The 22,739-nt window shown below is 36.7% G+C and carries 30 protein-coding genes and 2 other annotated features; of the genes, 20 read left to right on the top strand and 10 right to left on the bottom strand.

Going from position 1 to position 22,739, the window contains the following annotated elements; all coding sequences use genetic code 11:
* The first annotated feature begins 19 nt into the window (after window positions 1–19).
* The 3 genes from NYE52_RS20410 (at window position 20) to NYE52_RS20400 (ending at window position 2,904) form a co-directional block, all read left to right on the top strand.
* Window positions 20–181: a hypothetical protein gene (locus tag NYE52_RS20410; protein ID WP_341194754.1), complete on the top strand. Its 162-nt coding sequence runs from the start codon at window positions 20–22 to the stop codon at window positions 179–181.
* 92 nt (window positions 182–273) lie between these two features.
* Entirely contained in the window at window positions 274–1,689 is a 1,416-nt protein-coding gene (locus NYE52_RS20405; protein ID WP_341194753.1) for a SpoVR family protein, read from the top strand.
* 198 nt (window positions 1,690–1,887) lie between these two features.
* The gene (locus NYE52_RS20400; protein WP_341194752.1) at window positions 1,888–2,904 is read left to right on the top strand and encodes a homoserine dehydrogenase; all 1,017 of its coding nucleotides are present in this window, start codon (window positions 1,888–1,890) and stop codon (window positions 2,902–2,904) included.
* A gap of 59 nt (window positions 2,905–2,963) precedes the next feature.
* Here the strand turns inward: NYE52_RS20400 and NYE52_RS20395 are convergent, their stop codons facing one another.
* On the bottom strand, window positions 2,964–3,146 hold the full coding sequence (locus NYE52_RS20395) for an aspartyl-phosphate phosphatase Spo0E family protein (RefSeq protein ID WP_341194751.1): 183 nt from the start codon (window positions 3,144–3,146) through the stop codon (window positions 2,964–2,966).
* Between the two features lie 540 nt (window positions 3,147–3,686).
* Between NYE52_RS20395 and NYE52_RS20390 the strand changes: the two genes are divergently transcribed.
* On the top strand, window positions 3,687–4,394 hold the full coding sequence (locus tag NYE52_RS20390) for a YwaF family protein (protein ID WP_341194750.1): 708 nt from the start codon (window positions 3,687–3,689) through the stop codon (window positions 4,392–4,394).
* 38 nt (window positions 4,395–4,432) lie between these two features.
* On the opposite strand, the gene NYE52_RS20385 is transcribed toward NYE52_RS20390, so the two are convergent.
* The gene (locus tag NYE52_RS20385; RefSeq protein ID WP_341194749.1) at window positions 4,433–5,404 is read right to left on the bottom strand and encodes an exonuclease domain-containing protein; all 972 of its coding nucleotides are present in this window, start codon (window positions 5,402–5,404) and stop codon (window positions 4,433–4,435) included.
* A 246-nt stretch (window positions 5,405–5,650) separates the two neighbouring features.
* Between NYE52_RS20385 and NYE52_RS20380 the strand changes: the two genes are divergently transcribed.
* Both NYE52_RS20380 and NYE52_RS20375 read left to right on the top strand, forming a co-directional pair.
* Window positions 5,651–6,094 (top strand): C40 family peptidase, encoded by a 444-nt coding sequence (locus NYE52_RS20380; RefSeq protein WP_341194748.1) that lies wholly within the window; start codon window positions 5,651–5,653, stop codon window positions 6,092–6,094.
* A gap of 317 nt (window positions 6,095–6,411) precedes the next feature.
* Window positions 6,412–7,278, top strand: a complete 867-nt coding sequence (locus tag NYE52_RS20375; RefSeq protein WP_341194747.1) for a DMT family transporter — start codon at window positions 6,412–6,414, stop codon at window positions 7,276–7,278.
* Between the two features lie 90 nt (window positions 7,279–7,368).
* On the opposite strand, the gene NYE52_RS20370 is transcribed toward NYE52_RS20375, so the two are convergent.
* The gene (locus NYE52_RS20370; protein WP_341194746.1) at window positions 7,369–7,533 is read right to left on the bottom strand and encodes a hypothetical protein; all 165 of its coding nucleotides are present in this window, start codon (window positions 7,531–7,533) and stop codon (window positions 7,369–7,371) included.
* A 226-nt stretch (window positions 7,534–7,759) separates the two neighbouring features.
* Here NYE52_RS20370 and NYE52_RS20365 point away from each other — a divergent pair, with 226 nt between their 5' ends.
* Entirely contained in the window at window positions 7,760–8,716 is a 957-nt protein-coding gene (locus tag NYE52_RS20365) for an SDR family oxidoreductase (protein ID WP_341195251.1), read from the top strand.
* 40 nt (window positions 8,717–8,756) lie between these two features.
* On the opposite strand, the gene tyrS is transcribed toward NYE52_RS20365, so the two are convergent.
* Entirely contained in the window at window positions 8,757–10,004 is a 1,248-nt protein-coding gene (gene tyrS, locus NYE52_RS20360) for a tyrosine--tRNA ligase (protein WP_445669126.1), read from the bottom strand.
* Window positions 10,005–10,051: 47 nt separating this feature from the next.
* Window positions 10,052–10,282 (bottom strand) — a binding site (T-box leader).
* Window positions 10,283–10,416: 134 nt separating this feature from the next.
* Window positions 10,417–11,649 carry a hypothetical protein gene (locus NYE52_RS20355; protein ID WP_341194744.1) on the bottom strand — a complete coding sequence of 411 codons (1,233 nt, stop codon included), beginning with the start codon at window positions 11,647–11,649 and terminating at the stop codon, window positions 10,417–10,419.
* Window positions 11,650–11,765: 116 nt separating this feature from the next.
* Window positions 11,766–12,012, top strand: a binding site (T-box leader).
* Between the two features lie 56 nt (window positions 12,013–12,068).
* Here NYE52_RS20355 and NYE52_RS20350 point away from each other — a divergent pair.
* The 5 genes from NYE52_RS20350 (at window position 12,069) to NYE52_RS20330 (ending at window position 14,339) form a co-directional block, all read left to right on the top strand.
* A complete protein-coding gene (locus NYE52_RS20350; protein ID WP_341194743.1) occupies window positions 12,069–13,067 on the top strand; it encodes a tryptophan--tRNA ligase in 999 nt (332 codons plus the stop codon).
* Between the two features lie 23 nt (window positions 13,068–13,090).
* Window positions 13,091–13,231 (top strand): hypothetical protein, encoded by a 141-nt coding sequence (locus tag NYE52_RS20345; protein WP_341194742.1) that lies wholly within the window; start codon window positions 13,091–13,093, stop codon window positions 13,229–13,231.
* A gap of 32 nt (window positions 13,232–13,263) precedes the next feature.
* Window positions 13,264–13,416: a hypothetical protein gene (locus tag NYE52_RS20340; protein ID WP_341194741.1), complete on the top strand. Its 153-nt coding sequence runs from the start codon at window positions 13,264–13,266 to the stop codon at window positions 13,414–13,416.
* Between the two features lie 65 nt (window positions 13,417–13,481).
* A complete protein-coding gene (locus NYE52_RS20335; protein WP_341194740.1) occupies window positions 13,482–13,649 on the top strand; it encodes a hypothetical protein in 168 nt (55 codons plus the stop codon).
* Between the two features lie 141 nt (window positions 13,650–13,790).
* Entirely contained in the window at window positions 13,791–14,339 is a 549-nt protein-coding gene (locus NYE52_RS20330) for a DUF3231 family protein (protein ID WP_341194739.1), read from the top strand.
* A gap of 156 nt (window positions 14,340–14,495) precedes the next feature.
* Here NYE52_RS20330 and NYE52_RS20325 read toward each other — a convergent pair whose 3' ends face one another.
* The 3 genes from NYE52_RS20325 to NYE52_RS20315 are packed head-to-tail and all read right to left on the bottom strand — an operon-like array spanning window position 14,496 to window position 15,574.
* Complete coding sequence (locus NYE52_RS20325; protein WP_341194738.1) at window positions 14,496–14,780, bottom strand: hypothetical protein; 285 nt, start codon at window positions 14,778–14,780, stop codon at window positions 14,496–14,498.
* Between the two features lie 12 nt (window positions 14,781–14,792).
* Window positions 14,793–15,176, bottom strand: coding sequence for an SHOCT-like domain-containing protein (locus NYE52_RS20320; RefSeq protein WP_341194737.1), 384 nt, complete (start codon window positions 15,174–15,176; stop codon window positions 14,793–14,795).
* A gap of 14 nt (window positions 15,177–15,190) precedes the next feature.
* The gene (locus NYE52_RS20315; RefSeq protein ID WP_341194736.1) at window positions 15,191–15,574 is read right to left on the bottom strand and encodes a DUF2089 domain-containing protein; all 384 of its coding nucleotides are present in this window, start codon (window positions 15,572–15,574) and stop codon (window positions 15,191–15,193) included.
* A 246-nt stretch (window positions 15,575–15,820) separates the two neighbouring features.
* Between NYE52_RS20315 and NYE52_RS20310 the strand changes: the two genes are divergently transcribed.
* Together NYE52_RS20310 and NYE52_RS20305 are read left to right on the top strand one after the other, a co-directional pair.
* The gene (locus NYE52_RS20310) at window positions 15,821–16,195 is read left to right on the top strand and encodes a DUF2500 domain-containing protein (RefSeq protein ID WP_341194735.1); all 375 of its coding nucleotides are present in this window, start codon (window positions 15,821–15,823) and stop codon (window positions 16,193–16,195) included.
* Window positions 16,192–16,656 (top strand): GNAT family N-acetyltransferase, encoded by a 465-nt coding sequence (locus tag NYE52_RS20305; protein WP_341194734.1) that lies wholly within the window; start codon window positions 16,192–16,194, stop codon window positions 16,654–16,656. The genes NYE52_RS20310 and NYE52_RS20305 overlap by 4 nt, the downstream gene beginning before the upstream one ends.
* 478 nt (window positions 16,657–17,134) lie before the next feature.
* Here NYE52_RS20305 and NYE52_RS20300 read toward each other — a convergent pair whose 3' ends face one another.
* The gene (locus tag NYE52_RS20300; protein WP_341194733.1) at window positions 17,135–17,575 is read right to left on the bottom strand and encodes a hypothetical protein; all 441 of its coding nucleotides are present in this window, start codon (window positions 17,573–17,575) and stop codon (window positions 17,135–17,137) included.
* A 210-nt stretch (window positions 17,576–17,785) separates the two neighbouring features.
* On the opposite strand from NYE52_RS20300, the gene NYE52_RS20295 reads away from it, so the two are divergent.
* Both NYE52_RS20295 and NYE52_RS20290 read left to right on the top strand, forming a co-directional pair.
* On the top strand, window positions 17,786–18,532 hold the full coding sequence (locus NYE52_RS20295; RefSeq protein WP_341194732.1) for a hypothetical protein: 747 nt from the start codon (window positions 17,786–17,788) through the stop codon (window positions 18,530–18,532).
* A 6-nt stretch (window positions 18,533–18,538) separates the two neighbouring features.
* Window positions 18,539–19,348: a metallophosphoesterase gene (locus tag NYE52_RS20290; protein ID WP_341194731.1), complete on the top strand. Its 810-nt coding sequence runs from the start codon at window positions 18,539–18,541 to the stop codon at window positions 19,346–19,348.
* A 38-nt stretch (window positions 19,349–19,386) separates the two neighbouring features.
* Here NYE52_RS20290 and NYE52_RS20285 read toward each other — a convergent pair whose 3' ends face one another.
* On the bottom strand, window positions 19,387–19,962 hold the full coding sequence (locus NYE52_RS20285; RefSeq protein ID WP_341194730.1) for an HAD hydrolase-like protein: 576 nt from the start codon (window positions 19,960–19,962) through the stop codon (window positions 19,387–19,389).
* Between the two features lie 358 nt (window positions 19,963–20,320).
* Between NYE52_RS20285 and NYE52_RS20280 the strand changes: the two genes are divergently transcribed.
* The 4 genes from NYE52_RS20280 to NYE52_RS20265 all read left to right on the top strand — a co-directional run bounded on the left by NYE52_RS20280 (window position 20,321) and on the right by NYE52_RS20265 (window position 22,628).
* Complete coding sequence (locus NYE52_RS20280) at window positions 20,321–21,067, top strand: DUF2087 domain-containing protein (RefSeq protein ID WP_341194729.1); 747 nt, start codon at window positions 20,321–20,323, stop codon at window positions 21,065–21,067.
* Between the two features lie 15 nt (window positions 21,068–21,082).
* Window positions 21,083–21,436 carry a GIY-YIG nuclease family protein gene (locus NYE52_RS20275; RefSeq protein ID WP_341194728.1) on the top strand — a complete coding sequence of 118 codons (354 nt, stop codon included), beginning with the start codon at window positions 21,083–21,085 and terminating at the stop codon, window positions 21,434–21,436.
* A gap of 157 nt (window positions 21,437–21,593) precedes the next feature.
* Window positions 21,594–22,106, top strand: a complete 513-nt coding sequence (locus tag NYE52_RS20270; protein WP_341194727.1) for a GNAT family N-acetyltransferase — start codon at window positions 21,594–21,596, stop codon at window positions 22,104–22,106.
* 12 nt (window positions 22,107–22,118) lie between these two features.
* Window positions 22,119–22,628 (top strand): DinB family protein, encoded by a 510-nt coding sequence (locus tag NYE52_RS20265; protein WP_341194726.1) that lies wholly within the window; start codon window positions 22,119–22,121, stop codon window positions 22,626–22,628.
* Window positions 22,629–22,739: the final 111 nt, after the last annotated feature.

The following is a 22,739-nucleotide window of genomic DNA, read 5'->3' as shown; positions in this document are numbered from 1 at the left end:
GGTGATTGGAAGGTAGGCTTTGTGGAAATTTGTGTTCATAAAGGAAATGAACGCCAAAAGGCAGAGCAACAAAGGGAAAAGTGGCGTTCATCAAAGCGATGACATTCAAAATAGCAGAGCAACAAAGCAAAAAACACCAACAACCAAGATTCGTTCCTTTATTTTGCTTCCTATTAAATAAAACCAACAATCTAACGCAATTTCTATCTAATTTACTCATGATTCACTTTTTCCTTTCATACATTAGTTTAAACGGTGAAAGGAGAGAGCGGAATGAATGAGGTAGAACAAAAGGAATTAGAATATGCCATTGACGAAATTACCGAGATTGCTTCTGGATTTGGACTAGACTTTTATCCAATGAGATATGAAATTTGTCCTGCGGATATCATTTATACATTCGGTGCATACGGAATGCCTACTCGATTTTCCCATTGGAGTTTTGGAAAGCAGTTTCATAAAATGAAGCTGCATTATGATTTAGGTTTATCTAAAATATATGAATTAGTGATAAATTCAAATCCGTGCTATGCTTTCTTGCTTGATAGTAACTCGTTAATAAATAATAAACTAATTGTTGCCCATGTTTTAGCGCACTGTGATTTCTTTAAAAATAATGTTCGTTTTCAAAATACGAAACGAGAAATGGTCGAAAGTATGGCTGCAACCGCTGATCGGATTCGCCAATATGAAATCAAATATGGAAAGCATGAAGTGGAAACCTTTTTGGACGCAGTATTAGCGATTGATGAACATATAGATCCGAGCTTGATGCGACCAAAATTAGCGTGGTCGATGGATGATGTGGAGTTTGTGGAGGAAGAAGAAACAACGAGTACTCCGTATGATGAATTATGGGGATTAGATGATCGGAATAAACCGAAAAAGCCGAAGAAAAAGGTAGCAAAGAAGTTCCCGCCACAGCCAGAGAAGGATTTACTGCTTTTTATCGAAAACTTTAGTAGAGAGCTTACGGATTGGCAAAGGGACGTCTTAACGATGATGCGGGAGGAGATGCTCTATTTCTGGCCACAATTAGAAACAAAGATTATGAATGAAGGCTGGGCATCTTATTGGCATCAACGAATTGTCAGGGAATTAGATTTAACAAGTGGAGAAGCAATCGAATTTGCAAAGCTGAATGCAGGTGTAGTACAGCCATCCAAAACTGGGATTAATCCCTATTATCTAGGATTAAAGATATTTGAAGATATTGAAGATCGTTATAATAATCCGACCGAAGAAATGAAGAAAAGGGGAGTTAAACCAGGATCAGGGCGGGAAAAAATGTTTGAAGTACGTGAAATAGAATCAGATATTTCCTTCTTACGAAATTATTTAACAAAGGATCTTGTAATGAGAGAAGATATGTATCTTTTCCAAAAGCAGGGCAGAGATTATAAAATTGTCGATAAAGCTTGGGAACAAGTACGCGATCAATTAGTGAGCATGCGGGTTAATGGTGGTTTCCCATATATTACAGTTAATGATGGGGATTATAATAAAAATGGAGAATTATACTTAAAGCATGGATATGAGGGAATTGAATTAGACTTAAAATATTTAGAAAAAGTGCTCCCATATATCCATCAATTATGGGGGAGAGGCGTCCATATTGAAACGGTAGTTGAAGACAAACAGCTTCTTTATACCTATGATGGCAAAGCCTTGCATCGAAAATATTTATAATAGGAGATAGACCTACAGTGCTTTATAGCGCTGCAGGTCTGTCTCCTATTAAGTCTTCGGAAAGATATTGGAGGGAATGGACAATAGTTGAGAAAAAATACAAAGGGTTCAGAAAAATTTTCTCATAATGGAGGAAATGCTTAGGAAAAAGAAGAAAACTATAACCATCATGATAACAAGGAAAGGAATAAAGATGGGATGAAGCAAAGAAAAATAATCATTACCGGATATGGGACAGTTGCCAAAGAATTTATCAAATTGCTAGATCAGAAAAAGAAAGAGCTTATCGAAAAATATCATACAGAATTTAAAGTAGTTGGAATCATCGGATCAATTGGGATGACTTATGAATCAGAGGGCTTAAACTTAGCTGTCTTACATAACTTGCCACAAGGGTCTTTAGGAATTTCGCAATATGCTAGTATGAAAGATTTAACTGTTGAAAAACCATCTCTAAAAGGAGATATTCTACTGGAATGTACACCTACAAATTTAGAAACAGGAGAACCTGCCCTTTCTTATATGAAACAAGCCATCGAGGCAAAAATGGATATTGTTTCTGTCAGCAAAGGAGCACTTGTTCAATCCTTACCTGAATTACTAGCGATGGCAAAGACAAAAGGATGCCAAATAAAATACAGTGGAGCAACAGCGGCAGCATTGCCGACATTAGACATTGGTGAATTTAGCTTGGCAGGAAGTAACATTCAGTCGATACAAGGAATTTTAAACGGTACCTCTAATTTTATTTTAACAAGTATGTCAGAGGGGAATATAACCTTTGAAGAGGCATTACAGCAGGCACAAAAGAAGGGGATAGCAGAGAAAAATCCTAATCTAGATATTAAAGGGCTAGACAGTGCCTGCAAAATCTTACTTTTGGCAAATGGTTTATTTCATACGAATCTAACATTTGGTGATATAGAGATAGAGGGTATTGAGAAGATTACTAAAGCAGATATGCAGCGGGCAAAAATAAATGGGTGTGAGTGGAAGCTTATTGCAGCAGCCAAAAAACAAGGGGACAAGCTTATTTTACAAGTGAAACCAGAAATTCTTCCTCCTGAAAATCCATTGATTCATGTAAAAGGAACAAATAAAGGAATATTGTTTGAAACAGAGGAGATGGGAACGATTTGCTGTGTGGGTGGTGCCTCTCATCCTAAAGGAGCGGCGGCTGCGGCTTTGAAAGATGTAATTAACCTCATTCGCTAATTTATTTTAGCTGGAATGATTGTTTTAAAGTGGAGTGGAAGAGATTGGAGAATATGTATCTACTTCTGTGCTATCTTTTTTTGATACATGATAATATATGTATCTAGCAGTTCACTTATTTGGATGGTATTAGGATCATTTAATCCTTTTTCAATCCCATATTTCAGCAATTCGGTTTTTAAAAGATCGATTGTGTCCAATAGTTCACAAACATTATCGATATTCGCTCGGGAAAGTGCCATTGTTATTATGCTCCTACCTTTTTTAGATTGCTTTTACTATTCTATCAAATATAATTGGGAATATTAAGTGCTTTTTTAATAAAATTTACAAAAATGTAGGTAGATGGCTTAGAGGATGTTTTTAGAGCGATTAAACATCCCCTAAAAAGTCCATCTAAACATAGGAGTCTGGAGGATACGATGATTTTCTGAGACGTTGCTGCCAATTGAGATAGATTCTAATCCCCTCGGATAATGTAGACAGTTGTCCCTATCTTGAGGTGGAAATCATCGTATCATTCAGATTATTTTTCCGAAACAAGGCTAAATAAATATTCAAGGTAGGATTCTAATTCAAATTTATCTTTGTCAATAAAATCAGTCACCGCAGAATTTGTTTGTATTTTCATTGTAATCCTCTCCTTTTGAAAATAATTGATTTTCTTATTCAGTAGTATTTGTCTATAATATTCCCAAACTATTAAACTTTTATACATAGTTTGTAAAAATAATTTGGAAAAAATACTTTTTTGGAAAATACCAGAAAGGAGAATTGCTTAAATGAAGGGATGGTACGGGCATCTATATGATGATTTCCCCTTTGAATTATTTTCAATATCCCATCTAGCTATGATAGGCATTCTTCTCATGGGGGGAGTTTTGCTTGCTATTTTTCGACATTACATCCAAATGCGAAGCGGTGTTTTTCGGTCTGTTATTTTTGGATTATTATTTGGTTTAGAGGCAATGTACCATTATTGGATGTATAAGGATTGCTTATGGGATGCTTCTGTTATGCTGCCGTTCCATCTTTGTTCCATCAGTTTAATCCTTTGTTTGCTGCTTCTGATTACTAAATGGGAGCTTGTATTTCAAGTGGTTTATTTTATCGGTATTATTGGCGCATTAATGGCCGTTATCACACCTGAATTATTTTTAGGTTATCCCCATTTCCGCTATTTCCATTTTTTTGTGACGCACATTCTTATTATATGGACTTGTCTGTACTTTGTGCTTGTCCATCAGTATAAACCGACAAAAAAAGGACTGCTTCTGGCAGTTATTTTTTTAAATAGCAGTGCAGTACTGACGTGGATAGTCAATCGTGTAACAGGTGGAAATTATATGTTTTTAGCATATAAGCCAGCAAACAGTTCGCTATTAGATTATTTAGGACCATATCCTTATTATTTATTGGTTCTGGAAATAGTGGCACTTGCTTTGTTTTATATTTTGCTTATTCCTTTTCAGCTTCGGAGAAAAAAATAAAGGCTTGCTTCCCAACTTGAGAAGCAGCCCTTTATTTTTTAAGAATTAACTTGCTCTTTTTTCAAAAGCTCTAAAAATTGTTGCTCGTTAATCATTTCAATCGGCTTTCCTTTTGCTTGTAAATCAAATGCTTTTTTCTCTTTGGAACTAATCCCTTCAGAGCCAACAAGCTTTTGATCCTGTACACCTACAACTAAATAATCGGTTTTGCTGCTTACACTACTTTTAATGACACCGCCAACGTCTACCACTTGTTGCATGGCATCTTTCCGTTCAAGTGTTTGTAAGTCTCCCGTAAAGACAAGGTTCTTTTGATAGAGTGGATGATTTTCATCAAAGGAATCAGTAGTTGGCGTAATTTCTCCTATCGAAACGGAAGGAAATTTCTTGACTGGCTTTCTTTTCGAAAAAGGAGTAATTCTTCCAAAAGTGGTTTGTGGCTTTAAGTCAGAAAACTGTTTAATAGGAAGAGTAGGATAAGAAGAACAGTATTTAGTCAATGAATCTTTTTTTCTTGACTCAATACAAGCAATTACTAGCTCAGCACATGCCCTCGCATCTGAACCTGCATGGTGATGCTCTTCCATCGAGATGCCAAAGTAAGATGTTCGATCCTTCAAAGACTGCCCCACCTTTGCTCCTCTTGTTGCTCTGTTACTAATAGGGATACTACAAATATAGGAAAAGTCTGGCTTATCCAATTGATATTTTTCCAAACAGCAATAAAGTACACTCATATCAAACTGCGCATTATGGGCGATGATGGTATGGGTAGAAATGTCTTCTTTTATCATTTCCCATATTTCCGGAAAACTTTTCGCATCAGCAACATCTTTTTCCGTTATCCCATGAACCGCTGTAAACTTTGGATCAAATGATAGACTTGGAGGTTTTATTAAAAAATATTGCTCTTTTATAATGGCGTTATTTTCTACATAAGCTAGTCCAATCGAACAAGCACTAGCCATATCAGCATTTGCTATTTCAAAATCGATAGCAATAAAATCCACTGTCTACACGCTCCCTCTTTTTTTTCTACTAGTATATCATGTTACGTCACTTCCTTCGCAAAATTAGCATTGGTTGAAAAAGAAGATAATGGAATAGGAAGAATATTATTCTTATATAGTATTGTCATCGAATTGTAATCTAATTTGTATATAGATGTAACCTAATTATCTGAATAATATGAGAAGATAGAATTGTTGATAGAAGGAAGCCTTGTGAACATAATCTTACGCAAATGAGGTCACTAGATGAAAAAGGTTATTGTCTTGTCACTCCTGTCATTTGGATTGTTTTTTAGCGGCGTATTTGGTACGCATGAAGCAAGTGCTGCTTCAAAGAAGTCCGTCGTTACCGTTGCAAAAAACTATATTGATACACCTTATAAATATGGAGGAACTACTCCAAAAGGGTTTGATTGCTCCGGCTTTGTTGGCTATAGTTATAAAAAAGTAGGTAAATCATTACCTAGAACTGCTGCGAGCATGTATAAAAAAGGGAAAAAAGTAAATAAAGCGAACTTAAAAAAAGGAGATTTAATCTTCTTTGAAACATATAAAAAAGGTGCATCCCATGTTGGTATATACATAGGAAGTAATAAGTTTATTCATAGCTCCTCATCAAAAGGGGTAAAAGTGGACAAGCTATCCAACTCATATTGGAAAACAAAATATTATGGTGCAAAAAGAATTTAACCCTTTCCTTTTGGAAGGGTTTTTTGTGTTGATGGGAGTTTTGCGGTTTGGATGATATGATGTGTAGTTTGGACAATAAACCAGAAGTTTGGATCATATGTGGTAGAGTTTGGACAATAAAATAAAAATTTGGATCATATACCTCAAAGTTTGGACAATAAAACAAATCCAGCAAAAATATCCTCATGATTTCACTTCTGAGTTTAATAGAATTTACAAAATTAACTGAAAAAAGGCAATCTATCATATTTATTAAAGCTAATATTTTCTATATGATAGAGAAATAGGCAACTTGAAAACAGCTTTGGAGGAAAATGATGAACGCAACAATGAAATTTGCATTATCGATGGCGATATTTGGTTCGATTGGCTATTTTTCCGCTAAAACGAATTTGCCATCTATTGAACTGGTCTTTATTCGGTGTATTTGTGCATGTGTGGTGTTAAGTATTGTCTATCTTTTTTCAAGGGGGAAAAAGGAAGAGGTCGAGAAAAAAGAGATTGGCTATAGTATTCTGTGTGGCGTATTTCTTGTCGTGAACTGGGTATTTTTCTTTCGTTCCTTTGAGCATATGTCTGTAACGGTTGCAGTTTCTATCTATCATTTGGCGCCAGTCCTTGTCGTTTTATTAGGGAGCTTTCTTTATCGAGAAAGGATTACGTTTAAATTAATGCTTACCGTTATTATTTGTTTTGTTGGAACGTTGTTGGTAGGGGGGATACAGGATTATCTGTCTATCGATGATCTTATGTCAGCGGGATTGCCATGGGCGTTTGGTGCTGCGTTATTTTATGCGTTAACGACATTGACAGGAAAGAAAATTGCCAAGCTTAATCCGATCTTAACGACGATTATTCAAACAGGTGTCGGTATCATTATGCTTATGCCCTTTGTAAAATGGGACTATTTTAATCATCTAACAGGGGAAAACTGGTTTTATATTTTGCTAACAGGAATTATCCATACTGGCTTCGTTTATTATTTATTTTTTAGCAGTTTGCCGAAGTTATCTTCAGGCACAATCGCGGTTCTTGTATTTATTGATCCAGCTGTTGCTATTTTTATGGATATTGTGTTAACAGCATATCGTCCAGATATTTTTCAAATCATCGGTATTCTGCTTATTTTTTGGGGACAAACTCGAGCTGCCTTTAAACGGAAAATGAATGAACCGGTGAATTAGGATGGGAAACCCTATTTGATAAATGAAAAGGCATTCTCCAATAGTACAAACATTGCTATTGGGGAATGCCTATATGCTTAAACTGTATTTTCAAACCTTTGGATAATGCAATTCATAAATTGGCTTTTTATAATATGGTGGCTTTATCGTTGTTTTTGGCATAGACCATTTATGATTGATATAGGTCATGTTAACTGTATCCTTCGAATGCTTTTGCAGCAATAATTTTAGCTTTGGATTAAATTCATATCTCATCAAAAGAACCCTCCTTCATTTCCTTCTTTTAGCGTATTCATTCCCACCAAAAGAGAGTTAGTCCTAAGATAATTAGGCACCAAATAATGATAACTACATAGGATACTTTACAACTATTAATGGAGGGATTCGTATGTCCTTATATGTAAATGATCCGAGAGATCCGATGTATCAAGTTCCAGAAGTGTACTTTGAATTATTAGAAACGCGAAACCATCAATCGGAAATGCTTATCCAGATGACAGAAATGCAAGAGCTTTTTGAAGCAAATAAGAAGACAGATCCGTATCCGTTATATCCTAATTATGGAAAAGTAACAAAGTATGAGGAAATCCCAGTTAATTTTCCAGAGAATAGACAGCTTCGTCAGCCAGGATTAGAAAGCTATATGGTTCCAAAACCAATTATCGAAAATGACCACTACATAGGAAGTGGAAAACTAAAGGGAAAAGTGGCATTAATTACAGGGGGCGATAGTGGCATTGGTGCAGCTGCTGCGATTGCCTTTGCAAAAGAAGGGGCAGATGTGGCTATTGCTTATTTGGATGAGCATGAGGATGCAAACCGTACGAAAAATAGAATTGAAGAGTTAGGACAACGATGTCTTTTGTTGCCAGGTGATTTACGTAAGAAAAAGCAGTGTATCGACATTGTGGATAAAACGGTAAAGACGTTTGGAAAGCTTGATATTCTTTGTAACCATGTCGGTATTCAATTTCAACAGGCGAAATTAACGGATATTACCGATGAACAATTTGATGATACATTTAAGGTTAATATTTACGCTCATTTTTACACAACAAGAGCAGCACTTCCTCATTTAAAGCCGGGAAGCAGCATTATTAATACGGCTTCCGTTGTTGCCTATGCAGGGGAACCACTGCTTATTGATTATGTTGCCACAAAAGCTGCAAATGTTGGTTTCACTCGTGCCCTTGCAAGAAGCGTGGTTAAAGATGGAATACGTGTTAACGCAGTCGCACCAGGGCGGATTTGGACCCCTTTAATTCCGGCAAGCTTTTCTTCCGACCAAGTTGCTATTTTCGGTACAGATAACCCAATGCAAAGAGCGGCACAGCCATTTGAATTAGCTCCAACCTTTGTCTACTTGGCTTCCGATGATTCTCGATTTGTAACAGGGCAAGTCCTCCATGTTAATGGGGGAGAAACAGTAAGCTCGTAATTATTGGGAATGGGCTAGTTGCTAGCCCATTTCCTATTTATTAACCAAGCAACTTTACAAATTTTCTTTTTCCTACTTGGATAATTAATTCATGATGGATTGTTACTTCAAGCTCTATATCCTCAACCTTCTCCCCGTTAATCCGAACACCACCATTTTGGATCATCCTCTTTGCCTCGCTTTTAGAGGTTAATAGATGTAAGTCTACTAGAAGCTGGACGAGCGATTCAGGGTTTTTTCCAGTCCATTGGATAGTTGGAATGTCCGCTGGTAAATCCCCTTTTTGAAAAATAGTGATGAAATGCTGCTCCGCTTTTTCGGCTTCTGATTCCCCATGGTACATGCGCACAATTGTTTTGGCTAATAGCATTTTCGCATCTCGAGGATGAAGGGAGCCAGCATGTAAATCCTTCTTAATTTGTGCTATTTCAGCAGGCTCTAGGTCTGTAATAAGCTCAAAGTATTTGCTCATTAATGGGTCAGGAATAGACATTGCTTTTCCATACATTTCATTTGGATGTTCATCAATTCCAATGTAATTTTTCTTCGACTTCGACATTTTCTCCACGCCGTCTAATCCTTCTAGAAGAGGCATTAATATCGCAATTTGCTTTTCTTTTCCAAACTTCTCTTGGTAATGACGTCCCATTAAAATATTAAAATGCTGATCTGTTCCGCCAAGCTCAATATCAGCTTCTAGCATAACGGAATCATAGCCCTGCATTAATGGGTAGAAAAATTCATGCAAGGAAATGGATTTGCCATATGCTAATCGCTCTTCAAAATCATCACGCTCTAATAAGCGAGCAACAGTTATTTTTCCAGCAAGCCCAATGACATCTTCGAAGGAAAGGGAAGAGAGCCATTTAGAGTTATAATGAAGTTCGACCTTTTCCATGTCCAAGACTTTTCCGAATTGCTCAAAATACGTTTTCGCATTCTCCTTCACTTCTTCATCCGTCAGTTGCTTTCGCACGGAAGATTTTCCAGTTGGGTCGCCAATTTTTCCAGTAAAGTCACCGATAATCAGTTGAATCGTATGCCCGTTTTCTTGGAATTGGCGCAGTTTATTCAGTACAACAGTATGACCAAGGTGAACATCTGGCGCAGATGGATCAAGGCCGAGCTTTACTTTTAACGGGGTATTTGTCACAATCGATTTGGCGATTTTTTCTGCGAGTTCTTCTGTCGGGATAATATCTTGCACGCCTTGACGATAGATAGCTAGCTGCCTCTTCATTTCTTTTTCTTGGTCACTCGTTAACTGTTCAATAAATGGACTCATCATTCTTTCTCCTTTCGTATTTTTTATAACAAAAAAACCACGCCCCTAATAAAAGGGACGTGGTTGCTTTTAAGCACGTGGTACCACCCTAATTGAAGAATATAGAATATTCCTCCACTCATTATGGGTAACGGCTCATCCGTTCTTTGCTAATCGAAAAAATCTTTCACAAAGAATGCTCCTGGAGGTAATTCGCGTCTATTTTTGTGTCAATTTGCACCAACCATTGACTCTCTAATAACAGGGAAATAGGCACTACTGATTCCAATCAAAGCATATATATTTAAAGACATAATTTATAATATTATTACGTTAGCGCTAACTTGATAAAGATACTAACAGATAAAATTAGGAAATTCAAGAGAGAATTTTCTTTTCTTTTGAAAATAATTAGTAGGCTACAATCCCTTATTCGTTAATAAACAGCGATGCTTTCAACATTTTTAAGCCATTCAGTTGCTTTGCTGCCATCTGGATTGGCCATCCATACATTTCGTTTATTATCGATGAGAGAAGTACCTCTGAACCAAATGATTTTTTGAATAGACGGAATGAATTTCGGCTGATAGTCCCCATAGCCCTTAGCCGGATTTGTTATTTTCTTTTGGCTGTTGTTTTTTATTAAAATGGTATAAAGCGTGGGGCGTGGCTGTTTCGTTAGATCATTATTCCATTCCGCCTCTGGAATTCTTGACACAACAAGGGATTCATTATCCAGCCAATCAAAGTCTAAATCTGCATAATGCTTTGGAGTAAAGACGCCACTTACTGGCATATCCTTTGTTTTTAACTTTTTATTATTTAATCCAAAAACGAGTCTACCCCCGCCTTCAATATAGGCAAGTGTATCCTTAGAAGGAGCCCATTTCGGTTTTCCTACTTGCCAAATGATTTCATCCACTACCTCGAATTTTTTTCCATCCATCGAGAGAATGCAGAGCATATTGCTGTCCATTGCAATACTTGCCGTTGTGGATGCGATAAACGATATCCATTTGCTGCTTAGTGAGAACGTAAAATCAGAAGCATTTATCGGAATAATTTTGCTTTCTCCGACCCCGACCTCTTTAGGAAGGGTGAAAAAGGGTGTACTTGTAGCAGTATGAATATTTTTATACGGCGATTGTATCGATTTTTTATTAAGTTTAGCACTCTTCCAGCCATCTGCTTCTAAATTTCCACTAGTTGATAAAATAAACCCATTACCATCTGGGAACCATTGAAAGGAATCTACTCCAAGCTCGATGTTAAAGAAACCCTTTAAATCGGATAGATCAAGGGTGCGATAATCCGTAAAGGCAAGGATATTTTTTTTAGGTGCCCAAGAGGGAGAATAGCCATTATGAAAATTTTTTTGTTTTTTGTCTTTTTTCACATCGTAAATCCAGATTTCGATTTCTTGCTGATTCTCGGTTAGCTCATCAGGACCAGTTGTTTGATAAGCTACATATTGTCCATCATAGGACCATTGTGGTTCGCCAATTACCTTACCTGATTTTGTAATTTTCTTCTCTTTTTCATGAAGGTATATCCATATATTTCCTTCTCTAATAAAGGCGGCTTTCACGTCCTTTAGTGGTGCTGCAAAGCTTGTTATATTCGGAAAAATAAACATAAAAATGATGGTTAATCCAATAAATTTTTTCATCTTTTTTCTCGCTCCTATTAGGAATGGTTATCCATAATATCCTTCTAAAAGAACAGGAATATGTAAGCAGATTTCCTTGACCTTTTTTATCGGATAATTTACTATATATGTAATATTTAAGAGCTATGAGGAAGAAGAGTAAGCAGTTGAAAGGTTTAAGAGAGCTGATGGTTGGTGGGAATCAGTACGGATTAATTGCTGAATGGGCTTCGGAGCTGCAAGGCTGAACTAATAGTAGGCTGCGCGGAATGTCTTACCGTTAAAAAAGACAAAGTATAAGAAACAGCTATGTTTCTGTACGGATAAGTGCGTTTATTTTTTATAAACGAATGAAGGTGGCACCACGGGTTACTCGTCCTTATTTACAGGATGGGTAGCCCTTTTTGTGTTTCTTTAAAAATAAAAGGGAGGACCAGAAAATGAAAAAAATCGTATTAACTGGAATTAAGCCAACTGGCCAGATTCATTTAGGAAATTATATCGGCGCAATTAAGCCTGCTTTAAAGCTTGCGGAAAATAGCGAGTATCAGGCAGCTTATTTTATCGCGGATTATCATGGATTAACGAAAATCCATGATCGAGAAGAGTTTCGAACGTTGACATATGGAGTCGCAGCAACATGGTTAGCACTTGGATTAGATCCTGAGAAAGTAATCTTTTATCGCCAATCCAATGTACCGGAAATCTTTGAGCTGAACTGGATTTTAGCTTGTTTTTCTCCAAAGGGTTTAATGAACCGTGCCCATGCCTATAAAGGAATTGTCGACAGCAATAAACAAGCAGGGAAAGAAGTAGATGAAGGGGTTAACATGGGGTTATTTACGTACCCAATCTTAATGGCTGCTGATATACTTGCCTTTCAAGCAAATATGGTACCTGTGGGAAAAGATCAAATCCAACATGTAGAAATTGCAAGAGATATTGCCGAAAGCTTTAATCATCAATACGGGGAAACTTTTGTATTGCCAGAATATATAGTAGACGAAGACACAAGCATCTTGCCAGGCTTAGATGGTCGAAAAATGAGCAAAAGCTATCATAATACGATTCCTCTTTTTGAAGAGCCAGCAAAATTACAGAAGCTTATTAATAAAATCAAAACAGATTCACTTCCTCCAGAAGCGCCAAAAGATACAGAAACGTCTATTCTATTTACTCTGTATAAGGAATTTGCCAGTGCAGAAGAAATTGCACAAATGCGTGTAAGATACGAAAATGGCATCGGATGGGGAGAAGTCAAAAAAGAATTGTTCCATGTCATGAATCGCTTCTTAGAGGAACCGCGAAAGAAATACAATGAATTAATGGCCAATCCGGAGCAAATAGATATCATTCTTGCACAAGGAGCAGAAAAAGCGCGGGCACGAACCTTGCCGTTTTTGGAAGAGGTAAGAAAGCAGATTGGAGTTTCACGTTGAGAAAGTGAGGGGGGAGTTTGCGTGTGGGAGTTGGGGAGATGAGTGGGGAAGTTGCAAGTAAGAGTTTGGAAGTTGCAAGTAAAAGTGCGGAAGTCACAAGTAAAAGTGTGGAAGTCGCAAGTAAGAGTACGGAAGTCGCAAGTAAGAGTGGGAGTTGCGAGTAAAAGCGTGAAAGTCGCAAGTAAAAGTGAGAAAGTTGCAAGTAAGAGTGTGGAAGTCGCAAGTAAGAGTGGGAGTTGCAAGTAAAAGTGTGAAAGTCGCAAGTAAAAGTGTGAAAGTCGCAAGTAAGAGTGTGGAAGTCGCAAGTAAGAGTGTGGAAGTCGCAAGTAAGAGTGGGAGTTGCAAGTAAGAGTGTGAAAGTCGCAAGTAAAAGTGAGAAAGTTGCAAGTAAAAGTGTGAAAGTCGCAAGAAAGAATGGGAGTTGCAAGAAAGAGTGTGGAAGTTGCAAGTAAAAGTGCGGAAGTCACAAGTAAAAGTGTGGAAGTCGCAAGTAAAAATGCCAAAGTCGCAAATAAGCGTGCCAAAGCCACAAGTAAAAGTGCGAAAGTCGCAAATAAGCATACCAAAGTCGCAAGCAAATAGCCAACTCTCCTTGTTTTTTCAACAGGATATTCTGTATTTTTAAACGAAGTATTTATTCTAAAAGGTAGGATTGTTAATTTTTTGAATAAAATTCCATTTGGAAGTAAATAGTATAGGTAAAAATACTAAGAGGTGTACGTAATGGCACATAAGATGGAAGCGCTTCTCGATTATATTAAAACGAGATTTGACTCAGAACCGAAGTCGCAACTTCATATTGGAGAGGCAATGGGCTGCTGGACATATCAGGCTGCACTCGCCGATGAAATTCCTGTATTAGAAATGGCACTCAATACAACGACAGATAATGTTTTAATAAAGTTGATTAACGAAGCTTATGAATTAGCCAGTGAACAACGTAAAATAATTGAGGAATTTATGTTAAAAGAAGGAGTTCCTCTCTCGAATTCTGCTGAATCAAAGCCTAAATCGGATCCGAATGCTATTCCTTTAGGGGCAAAGTCTACTGATATGGAAATCGCTAATTTATTAGCCGCGAAAGTAACAGGTAATATTGTTATGTGTTCCACAAACATTACACAAAGTGTCCGCAGTGATGTTGGATTGATGTGGATTCGGTTCCATGCAGAGAAAAGTATATATGGGATGGAACTAAAAACGAGAATGAGGGAGCATGGATGGATCAAGATGCCGCCAAGCTTCTATCCGCCCGGTGCACCGCATCAGTAATTCACAATTTTTCCGACCTATGCTATAGTAATAAAAGAATGCCTCTCCCAATCAAAAGAGTGTAGGAAAGGCATTCCATCTAATAAAAAATTAAGTTTCACACAAATCTAGTGTTGCGAGCACTAGATTTTTTCTTTTTCAGAAAAAGTACATGCTTCATGTAATAGCCACCTTTACACAAGTTCCATCCTTTAAACGAATATCAACAAGTGGTTCAGGAAGTGACACATCTTTAAGTTCTTTGCTTAAAGCTTTCAATAAAAACTGGATTTCCTCTACATTCGTATAGATGGCATCGACTGTTTTGTCCTTCGCTTGATGGTGAATAAACTTCCATAATCGTTTGGACAAGCCGATATGGATGAATGGACCTAACAGAAAATGAGGGACAATAAAAGTAAATCGCTTCTGTTTATCTGTTTGGATAAATACCCTTACCAACGTCTTCCACCACTATTCCACATAGACATTAATACTGTCGCCATTTGCTAATTTAGCATTCACAATTTCTCCAACTAGTTCGCTATCAATCGCAGCCAGCAATAATTCTACATCGACATTTTCCGTATAGGTTTGGGCTTGAGGAATTTTCGATGCAATTCCAATTCCCGTTTGAAGAAGTACCTTCACAAGTCTAATCGGAACATTTACATCAATATTGTCATTTGTTTCCGAATGCACACGTAACTTAAGAATTCGATTTAGATAAGGACTGTCTTCAAGCAGGGGCTTCTTTTCTATTTTTCCCTCAAATGAATCGATTAGTACAGCTGCTTGATCTGATGTCAATTTACCGTTTTCCACCATGGTTAATATTCGTTTCATTTCGTCATTCATGCTTCATATCCTCCTTAAAGATCCTTCATTAATCGGATGGCCTCGTCCGCTGTTATTTCGTTATTCTCTAGTTTTTCTAAAATATCTGCTTTTCTTTCAACGCTTTTGTTACTTGCTTTTCCTTCTGTTGCTTCGCCCTCTGTCATAATCTGAATAATATCATCCAGTTTTCCTCGGACAGTTGGATAAGAAATACCAAGCTTCTTTTCCACTTCCTTAATGCTTCCTCTTGAAAGAATAAAGGTCTCAATAAAATGCATTTGCTCCTCTGAAAAAGAGTGCCATTTGGACAGATGGAATCGATTTTCAATCGTCGTATGACAATGACCGCATTCAAGCCTTGTTACATGCAGTTCTTGATGACAGACAGGACAATCATTAATAACTGGATAATGCATACCTAATATCTACCTCCCTTCTATGTTAGGTTAATTACATTTATTAAAAAAGTCAATTATTAAATGGATAAATTTAAATAAATTGATTTTTTTGTTTAAGATTATTAAGTTTTGATTCAACTTCATTTGATTTTATCAAAAACAGGATATTGGATGAAAAGAACAGATGAAACCTTTTAGTTAATAGAAACGTAATAACTGCTATATTATGAACAAAGGAAAAATTCTTATAAAGGGGGATGTTCAATGGGAGACTTTTTTCTTGGTGGAGGTATTTTATTTGCTATTGTACCAATATTTATCGTAATTATATTTGCTATCATTATCTTAAGTATTACAAAGGGAATTTTTCAATGGGGTAAAAATAATACGCAGCCACGTCTTTCTGCATCTGCAAAGGTAGTGGCGAAGAGAACAAGTATTCAAGGTGGGGGAAATACACGGGCGTATAATCATTATTATGTTACATTCGAATTTCCGAGTGGCGATCGTACGGAATTTCAATTAAATGGAGAACAATTTGGCATGCTTGTAGAAGGAGATAACGGAGAACTGCAATTTCAAGGAACAAGATATCTTGGTTTTACTAGAAATAAGCACATAGGAGAAAATATACAATGAGCTATTCTTTGCAAAAGATGACAGAACAAGCAGCAAGGGAAATTCTTAGCTGGATATATCCTCCTCCCTATGACTTATATAATGGAGAAGTAACAGAGGAAGCATTACAGGAGTTTGCGGAAAATCCGTATTATGCTATTTGCAAAGAGGGGGCATTAGTTGGATTCTATTGCACAGGCTATGTAGCGCAAGTTCCAATCGGCTATCTTTTTCAAGCATATCCAGAAGGGTACTTGGATATTGGCCTAGGCATGCGGCCAGATTTAACCGGACAAGGACAGGGAACCAGCTTTCTCCAATTTATAATGGATTCCATTGAAACAAATCAGCCTTTACGCCTAACCGTAGCAGCCTTCAATAAACGGGCTATTGCCTTATATGAAAAATTTGGATTTTGTAAAGTATCGTCATTTACAAATGCGAATGATGTAGAGTTTTTGATTATGATAAGAGAAGAATAGAAGATTTAGGCTCTGGCTGATAACCAGAGCTTTATAATTAACGACTTTATTATTATTGATTGTTGATGCTCTATTAGTATGAGAATTCATAAGCGGAGAATTTCCGGTTAATGTATACAGAGTGAGCTTAAGTAGCGGATATAAACGGAGACATTCCGCTTAACTGTTGAAAATAAGACGAAATTTGAAGAAATTAGTTCGATAAACGGAAAAACCTCCCTTATTTTTAAGGAAATATGTGTATTTCCCAATTTAAGCGGAATTGTTTCGTTTATTTTTTAAAGAAAGTAAAATCAACATTCAGTTATAACAGTGTCTTTTGAAAAAAATGACATTTGTCACCTAATATTTCAGCAGAAGAAGGCAGTAAAGATGTATCTTTTTCAAGTAAACAGGGAGAAATGGAGGCCATTGCAGAAGCGAAGCAGAATGGCTGGTTATAAACTATAAACGCCTCTTGCTTCGCTCCTCTTATTCCTTACCTTCCACTTCGAATAAAATGCAAATGCCATCTCGTATAAACCAATGCAACTGCATAATAAACTCCTGAATACCATAAGCTCCATTCGCTATAGGTAATAAAACCGAAGTAAATAAGAGCAGACTCAAAAAGAATAGAGTAGATAAGCCAACCGAAAAAATAAGGAATATATTTTTTAACATCAAGGGGCATAAAATTTAAGTAAATGATTCCGTGGGTAGAACCAAGTGTTAGTTCAATAAAATGAACAGTAAGCTGCACGCCCTTTGGTCCAAGCTCATACAGATGAAAAACTAAACTCAATATAATATCAGAGCTTAAATTAATTAAAGCAACCACAAACCAGGTCACATATATCTCCACTTTTGTAAGACGCTTTGGCATGAACCAAATGATGATTAGAGTAACAAGGAAACAAATATAAGGAAACCAAGTCATAATTTCACTCCCGAAAGATACATAAGATAAGTATGACCTAGTTGGTAATATTTAAAACGAGAAGGATTAGGAAAAAAGGAATCATCTATTTATTAAAAGCATATAAAAACAATAATCGAATTTAAATCATTTAATATTTTTTCAAGTTTTTAACAATTCATTTCCTAATTTTGATAGAATGATAGTTAATATCCTTTGGGAGGAACAAATATGGTAGATAGTCAGAATGTCCGTAGGGGAATGCAATACGCCTTAATAAAACTAGCAGGAGCAGGATTTGCTGCCACACTCTTTTTTTGCTATATGTTTCTATCCAGTTTCGATTTGTATTTATTTTCCCATGAAATTAAAAATCCCATCTTTTGGATAGCCTTTTTTGGTGTGGGGATTCTTGTTTCTATGTTAATTGATCGTATAGCAAAATATTATCCGAAACTAGAAATCTTGTTGTATTTATTAGCGGGACTTTGTCTGTTTTTACCGATTGTTTGGAATGTACTCCCTCTAATAGCTGCAACCATTGGCTTGATTTGCTCGTTATTATTCTATATAGGAATTAAATTAGCGACGAAGCTAAGTGGATTTAAATGGACATTTGCTTTTACGCCTATTGTCTTTCTTTTGTTAACGATTCCTGATTTTACAGTGAAAAAAGAATGGAATACGGTCCGAGGCGACCAGTCTTATGAAGCTTATTTTTCCTATTTTAACGGAGAAGACCAAATCCCGATTAAAGCGAAAAAAGGAGAAAATGTAATCATCGACATTGATTTTACCAATCGCAATGGCGGTGGATTTGGCTATTATTTAATAGATGAAAAAAATCGCAGAATTGGATTGAGCAATGAAGAAAAGTCGACCTTAACTTTTGAAGCGAAAAAAACAGAAACCTATACACTCATTGTTACTGGAGACGGATTACAAGGTGGGTTTGAGGTGAGCTGGAAGAAAGAGTGAAGTAGAATGAAAAAAAGAATGTTAATAGTTGGTATAAGCATATGCATTCTTATGCTCTTTTCCTACTACCAAAATAATAGTCTATCTACCTCAACCTTTACGCTTTCGTCTGAAAAAATAACAGAACCGATAAAAGTAGTGCAGCTATCGGATTTACATAGTAAACAATTTGGAAAGAATCAAAACCAGTTAGTCAAGCAAGTAAAAAAGCTAAAACCAGATATTATTGCCTTCACCGGTGATCTAGTTGATTCGGAAACCTATGATGAACAGAAAAGCATAACGTTAATGGAAGAGCTCGTACAAATAGCACCAACCTATTATGTAACTGGAAATCATGAATCCTGGTCAGGGAAATTTCCTGCATTAGAAGAGAAATTGTTAGAAGCAGGTATTTACGTCTTACGAAATGAACAGACACTAGTGAATATTGGAGAGGAAACGATAAATCTTATCGGGGTGGATGATCCAACCTTTTTATCAGGTGAGGAGGAACTAGCAGAAATAGTAGATAGTCTCTCTCATAAAGAACATTTCAATTTACTACTATCCCATCGACCCGAGTTGTTTTCCCTCTATGAAAAAATGGATTTAGTTTTAACAGGCCACGCACACGGTGGTCAAGTAAGATTACCATTTATCGGTGGCATAGTAGCACCAGATCAAGGATTTATGCCCAAATACACAGCCGGCATGTATAAAAAAGAAGATATGGTAATGATAGTTAACAGAGGTTTAGGAAATAGCATTATTCCCCAGCGAATTTTTAATAGACCAGAGATTGTGGAAGTAGTGATAAACGGAGGAGCATTCTGAGAAGAAGTTTTAATATCTCAGAATGCTCTTTTTTTATATTATGCTTTACCTGTCATCCGATATACCGTGAAAAAGTCGGCATAGTCTACTAGATGATAGTCAGCAATTTCACACTCGTTTTGGAACATACAGCTTTGAATCCCTAATTTATTGGCTGGAATTAAATCCAGCTCTCTGTCCCCAATCGCCAAATCAATGGAATACTTCGTATGTAAATAGTGATAGGAATCTACTGCAGGCTTCCGAGGAAACCCATTTTCTAAAGTGACTATTTCTGTAAAATATTTCTCCCATCCATAATGCCGAAGAAAATTGGTAACACCTGCATAGCTTTTATGTGTCATAATCACATTCGTATCTGCTGCTTTTAAAATCTCCTCAACCCCAGGAAAAGGCAATACATCCTTCGCATCAATAGCTTTATTCATAGCCTTAATCTCCCTTACTTGCTGTTCCGTTAGCTGGAAAAATTGAATCGCATGAGAAAAAGAAATTTTTAACTCTTTATATATAGCCTCTTTATCTACTTGTTCTCCAAGTACCTTGTAAAGAATATCGGTATAAGCAGGATACGTATCAAATAACGTTCCATCAAAATCCCAAAGAATATTCATATAGAATCCTCCATCAATGTTGTTTCTTCTATGTTAATATACTTATTTTGGTAAGTCTATTGGGAGATTACTAGAGAGGGAGGAAGTGGGATGAACGCTAAAAAGGAAAGTAACGAATTGAAAAGTGGTGTTCATGAAGAGAATGAATGCCAAAAAGCCAAGCCGTATAGCAAAAAGTGGCGTTCATCAAATTAATAAAAGCCAAAGTCCCCCCACAAAAATGCCAAAACCCAGCCACCCAAAAGCAATCCCCACCCCAAAAAACATTGACGATTAACCAAAACTCACTTATTATATAACTAACAAAAATAAAATTTGTTTATAAAATAACAAACAAAATAAAGAGGTGTTTGTTTTAATGGATGTTTCATCTTCTTTTCAACATGCGACAATCGATGAATTAAAAAGGGGGTATATAGAGGAAACTGAAAGTTATCTTTGTCTTTTATGTGGGGAGCAGGTAGAGAAAGGCGTTATTTATCCGCAGGATGGGAAATTATATGAGGCGGAGAAGTTTATGAAGGGCCATATTGAAGCTGTTCATCAATCTGTTTTTCATTATTTGATTGGTCTGGATAAAAAGATGACGGGGTTAACGGAGCATCAGACGAAATTGCTGGAGCTTTTTTATCAAGGGAAAAGTGATGCAGAGGTGAAGAAGGAGCTGGATATTGGCAGTGCTTCAACGATTAGGCATCATCGTTTTGCTTTGAAGGAAAAAGAGAGGCAAGCAAGAAATTTTCTGGCGATTATGGAGTTAATGAAGGAAAAGGACAATTATGCGCCTAGTTTTGTACCTGTCCATAAAACGGCAACGATGGTAGATGACCGATATAATATTACGGCAGAAGAACAGGAAGAAATAGTGGCTAAATATTTCAACGCTGGGGTCTTGAGTAAATTTCCGATTAAACAAAAGCAAAAGTTGATGGTGCTTCGTGAAATAGCAAAGCGATTAGAGGTACAGGAAAGCTACTCGGAAAAGGAACTAAATCAGCTTTTAATGACTATTTATGATGACTATGTTGTAATCAGAAGATATTTAATTGAATACGGATTTCTTGATCGCAAGGCAGATGGAAGTCTTTATTGGCTAAAAAAATGAGAGAAGGGAAAAAATATGGACCGCAAAAAAGAGCTAAAACAGCAATATCGAGAAATTCCGATTGAGGCTGGTATTTATACGATAACAAATACTAAGAATGGTAAAGTTTGTGTAGTTAGCACACGAAATTTTAAAACAATCAATGGAGTTAAATTCTCCTTAGAAAATGGCGGATATGCCAATAAAAAATTAGTGGATGAATGGAAGGGATATGGGAAGGATGCATTTTCCTTCGAGATAGTAGAGGTGTTAAAGCCGAAAGAGGATCCTTATTATAATGAAAAAGAAGAGCTAGCAAAGCTAGAAGAAAAGTGGCTAGATAAACTCGAGCCATTTGGAGATAAAGGCTATAATAGCCAGAAAAAGTAAGAGATGTCAGCTAAAATGGCATCTTTTTTTTTATAAAAATGTTACCCTCCTCTAATAAAAAATACTTTCATTTTTCTCCACGAATTGGTATCTTACTTAATAAGATTATAAAGTTTTGATGGAATTTTTCCAATAGTAGAAAAAAGGGGATATAGCGATGATCCGAGAGATGAAGGAAACAGATTTAGGAGAGGTTTTAGAAATATATAATGATGCAATCTTACATACAACGGCTGTATATGATTATCGTGCGCATTCCTTGGAAGATAGAAAAGTGTGGTTTAACCAGAAAACGGAGGGGGGATATCCTCTTTTTGTTTTTGAGGAGGATGGGAAAGTGCTTGGGTTTGCTACATATGGTCCATTTCGGGCATGGCCAGCATACAAGTATTCCATTGAGCATTCTGTGTATGTCCATAAAGAGGCACGAAAAAAAGGAATTGGCACAAAGCTATTAAAAGTACTAATCGAGCGTGCAGAAGAGGAGAGCTACGCAACGCTTATTGCGGGTATCGACAGTACGAATCAAGGCAGTATTTTCATTCATGAGAAACTAGGCTTTACTTATTCAGGCACGATTAAAAAAGCAGGCTATAAATTTGAGAAATGGCTAGATTTGGCTTTTTATCAGCTAGAATTAAAAGGACCAGAATCCCCTAAAGAAGGATAAGGAGGAATAAAGATGACTATACCAGCAATTACGGATTATCCAGAACATTATAGAGGTTACGTAGGCTTAGTTCCAGCAGGAAACATCATTGAAATCCTTGCTTCTCAGCTAGAGGAAACGATTGCATATGTGAAGGCAAAGGAAGATCGCAAGGATTTTCGTTATGCGGAAGGCAAGTGGTCTCTTATTGAAGTGATTGGTCATATTATCGACACGGAAAGAATTCAGGCTTATCGCTTACTGCGAATCGCAAGGGGAGATCAAACGCAGTTAGCAGGCTATGATGATGAAAGCTATGTGGAGAATGCTAATTTTTCGACAAGAACAATAGATGATCTTCTTCAAGAGTTCGCAACGGTTCGTGCGTCTAGCGTTGCTTTGATAAAAGGTCTTTCAGAGGATGCCTGGGAAAAAAGAGGCTTTGCTAATAATGGAGAATTTACGGTGAATGCCCTTGCCTATATTATTGCAGGTCATGAACGCCATCATTTGAAATTGATAAAAGAAAGATATACGGTTTAAGCATATAGAGAGATTCCATTAAAAGGAGTCTCTTTTTAGTCGGTCAGAAAGAGGGTTGCTACCTTTTTGATCGTCCTAACAACAAGAACAACATAATCCACTTTAAAATGA

The organism is Niallia sp. FSL W8-0635, assembly GCF_038007965.1.
Classification (GTDB): domain Bacteria; phylum Bacillota; class Bacilli; order Bacillales; family Cytobacillaceae; genus Niallia.
The sequence above is the reverse complement of the archived record's forward strand: the minus strand, read 5'-3'. Positions and strand labels throughout refer to the sequence as shown.

Bases quoted from the DNA above. Each gene is read 5' to 3' on its own strand.
- NYE52_RS20265 (WP_341194726.1), top strand. From the start codon at position 22,119: ATGACTATACCAGCAATTACGGATTATCCAGAACATTATAGAGGTTAC.
- NYE52_RS20390 (WP_341194750.1), top strand. From the start codon at position 3,687: ATGAAGGGATGGTACGGGCATCTATATGATGATTTCCCCTTTGAATTA.
- NYE52_RS20335 (WP_341194740.1), top strand. From the start codon at position 13,482: ATGGGAGTTGCAAGAAAGAGTGTGGAAGTTGCAAGTAAAAGTGCGGAA.
- NYE52_RS20280 (WP_341194729.1), top strand. From the start codon at position 20,321: ATGGATGTTTCATCTTCTTTTCAACATGCGACAATCGATGAATTAAAA.
- NYE52_RS20300 (WP_341194733.1), bottom strand. From the start codon at position 17,575: ATGACTTGGTTTCCTTATATTTGTTTCCTTGTTACTCTAATCATCATT.
- tyrS (WP_445669126.1), bottom strand. From the start codon at position 10,004: ATGATGAGTCCATTTATTGAACAGTTAACGAGTGACCAAGAAAAAGAA.
- NYE52_RS20400 (WP_341194752.1), top strand. From the start codon at position 1,888: ATGAAGCAAAGAAAAATAATCATTACCGGATATGGGACAGTTGCCAAA.
- NYE52_RS20395 (WP_341194751.1), bottom strand. From the start codon at position 3,146: ATGGCACTTTCCCGAGCGAATATCGATAATGTTTGTGAACTATTGGAC.
- NYE52_RS20375 (WP_341194747.1), top strand. From the start codon at position 6,412: ATGAACGCAACAATGAAATTTGCATTATCGATGGCGATATTTGGTTCG.
- NYE52_RS20285 (WP_341194730.1), bottom strand. From the start codon at position 19,962: ATGAATATTCTTTGGGATTTTGATGGAACGTTATTTGATACGTATCCT.
- NYE52_RS20405 (WP_341194753.1), top strand. From the start codon at position 274: ATGAATGAGGTAGAACAAAAGGAATTAGAATATGCCATTGACGAAATT.
- NYE52_RS20380 (WP_341194748.1), top strand. From the start codon at position 5,651: ATGAAAAAGGTTATTGTCTTGTCACTCCTGTCATTTGGATTGTTTTTT.
- NYE52_RS20350 (WP_341194743.1), top strand. From the start codon at position 12,069: ATGAAAAAAATCGTATTAACTGGAATTAAGCCAACTGGCCAGATTCAT.
- NYE52_RS20315 (WP_341194736.1), bottom strand. From the start codon at position 15,574: ATGCATTATCCAGTTATTAATGATTGTCCTGTCTGTCATCAAGAACTG.
- NYE52_RS20270 (WP_341194727.1), top strand. From the start codon at position 21,594: ATGATCCGAGAGATGAAGGAAACAGATTTAGGAGAGGTTTTAGAAATA.
- NYE52_RS20295 (WP_341194732.1), top strand. From the start codon at position 17,786: ATGGTAGATAGTCAGAATGTCCGTAGGGGAATGCAATACGCCTTAATA.
- NYE52_RS20370 (WP_341194746.1), bottom strand. From the start codon at position 7,533: ATGAGATATGAATTTAATCCAAAGCTAAAATTATTGCTGCAAAAGCAT.
- NYE52_RS20330 (WP_341194739.1), top strand. From the start codon at position 13,791: ATGGCACATAAGATGGAAGCGCTTCTCGATTATATTAAAACGAGATTT.
- NYE52_RS20365 (WP_341195251.1), top strand. From the start codon at position 7,760: ATGCTTATCCAGATGACAGAAATGCAAGAGCTTTTTGAAGCAAATAAG.
- NYE52_RS20305 (WP_341194734.1), top strand. From the start codon at position 16,192: ATGAGCTATTCTTTGCAAAAGATGACAGAACAAGCAGCAAGGGAAATT.
- NYE52_RS20310 (WP_341194735.1), top strand. From the start codon at position 15,821: ATGGGAGACTTTTTTCTTGGTGGAGGTATTTTATTTGCTATTGTACCA.
- NYE52_RS20290 (WP_341194731.1), top strand. From the start codon at position 18,539: ATGAAAAAAAGAATGTTAATAGTTGGTATAAGCATATGCATTCTTATG.
- NYE52_RS20355 (WP_341194744.1), bottom strand. From the start codon at position 11,649: ATGAAAAAATTTATTGGATTAACCATCATTTTTATGTTTATTTTTCCG.
- NYE52_RS20275 (WP_341194728.1), top strand. From the start codon at position 21,083: ATGGACCGCAAAAAAGAGCTAAAACAGCAATATCGAGAAATTCCGATT.
- NYE52_RS20320 (WP_341194737.1), bottom strand. From the start codon at position 15,176: ATGAATGACGAAATGAAACGAATATTAACCATGGTGGAAAACGGTAAA.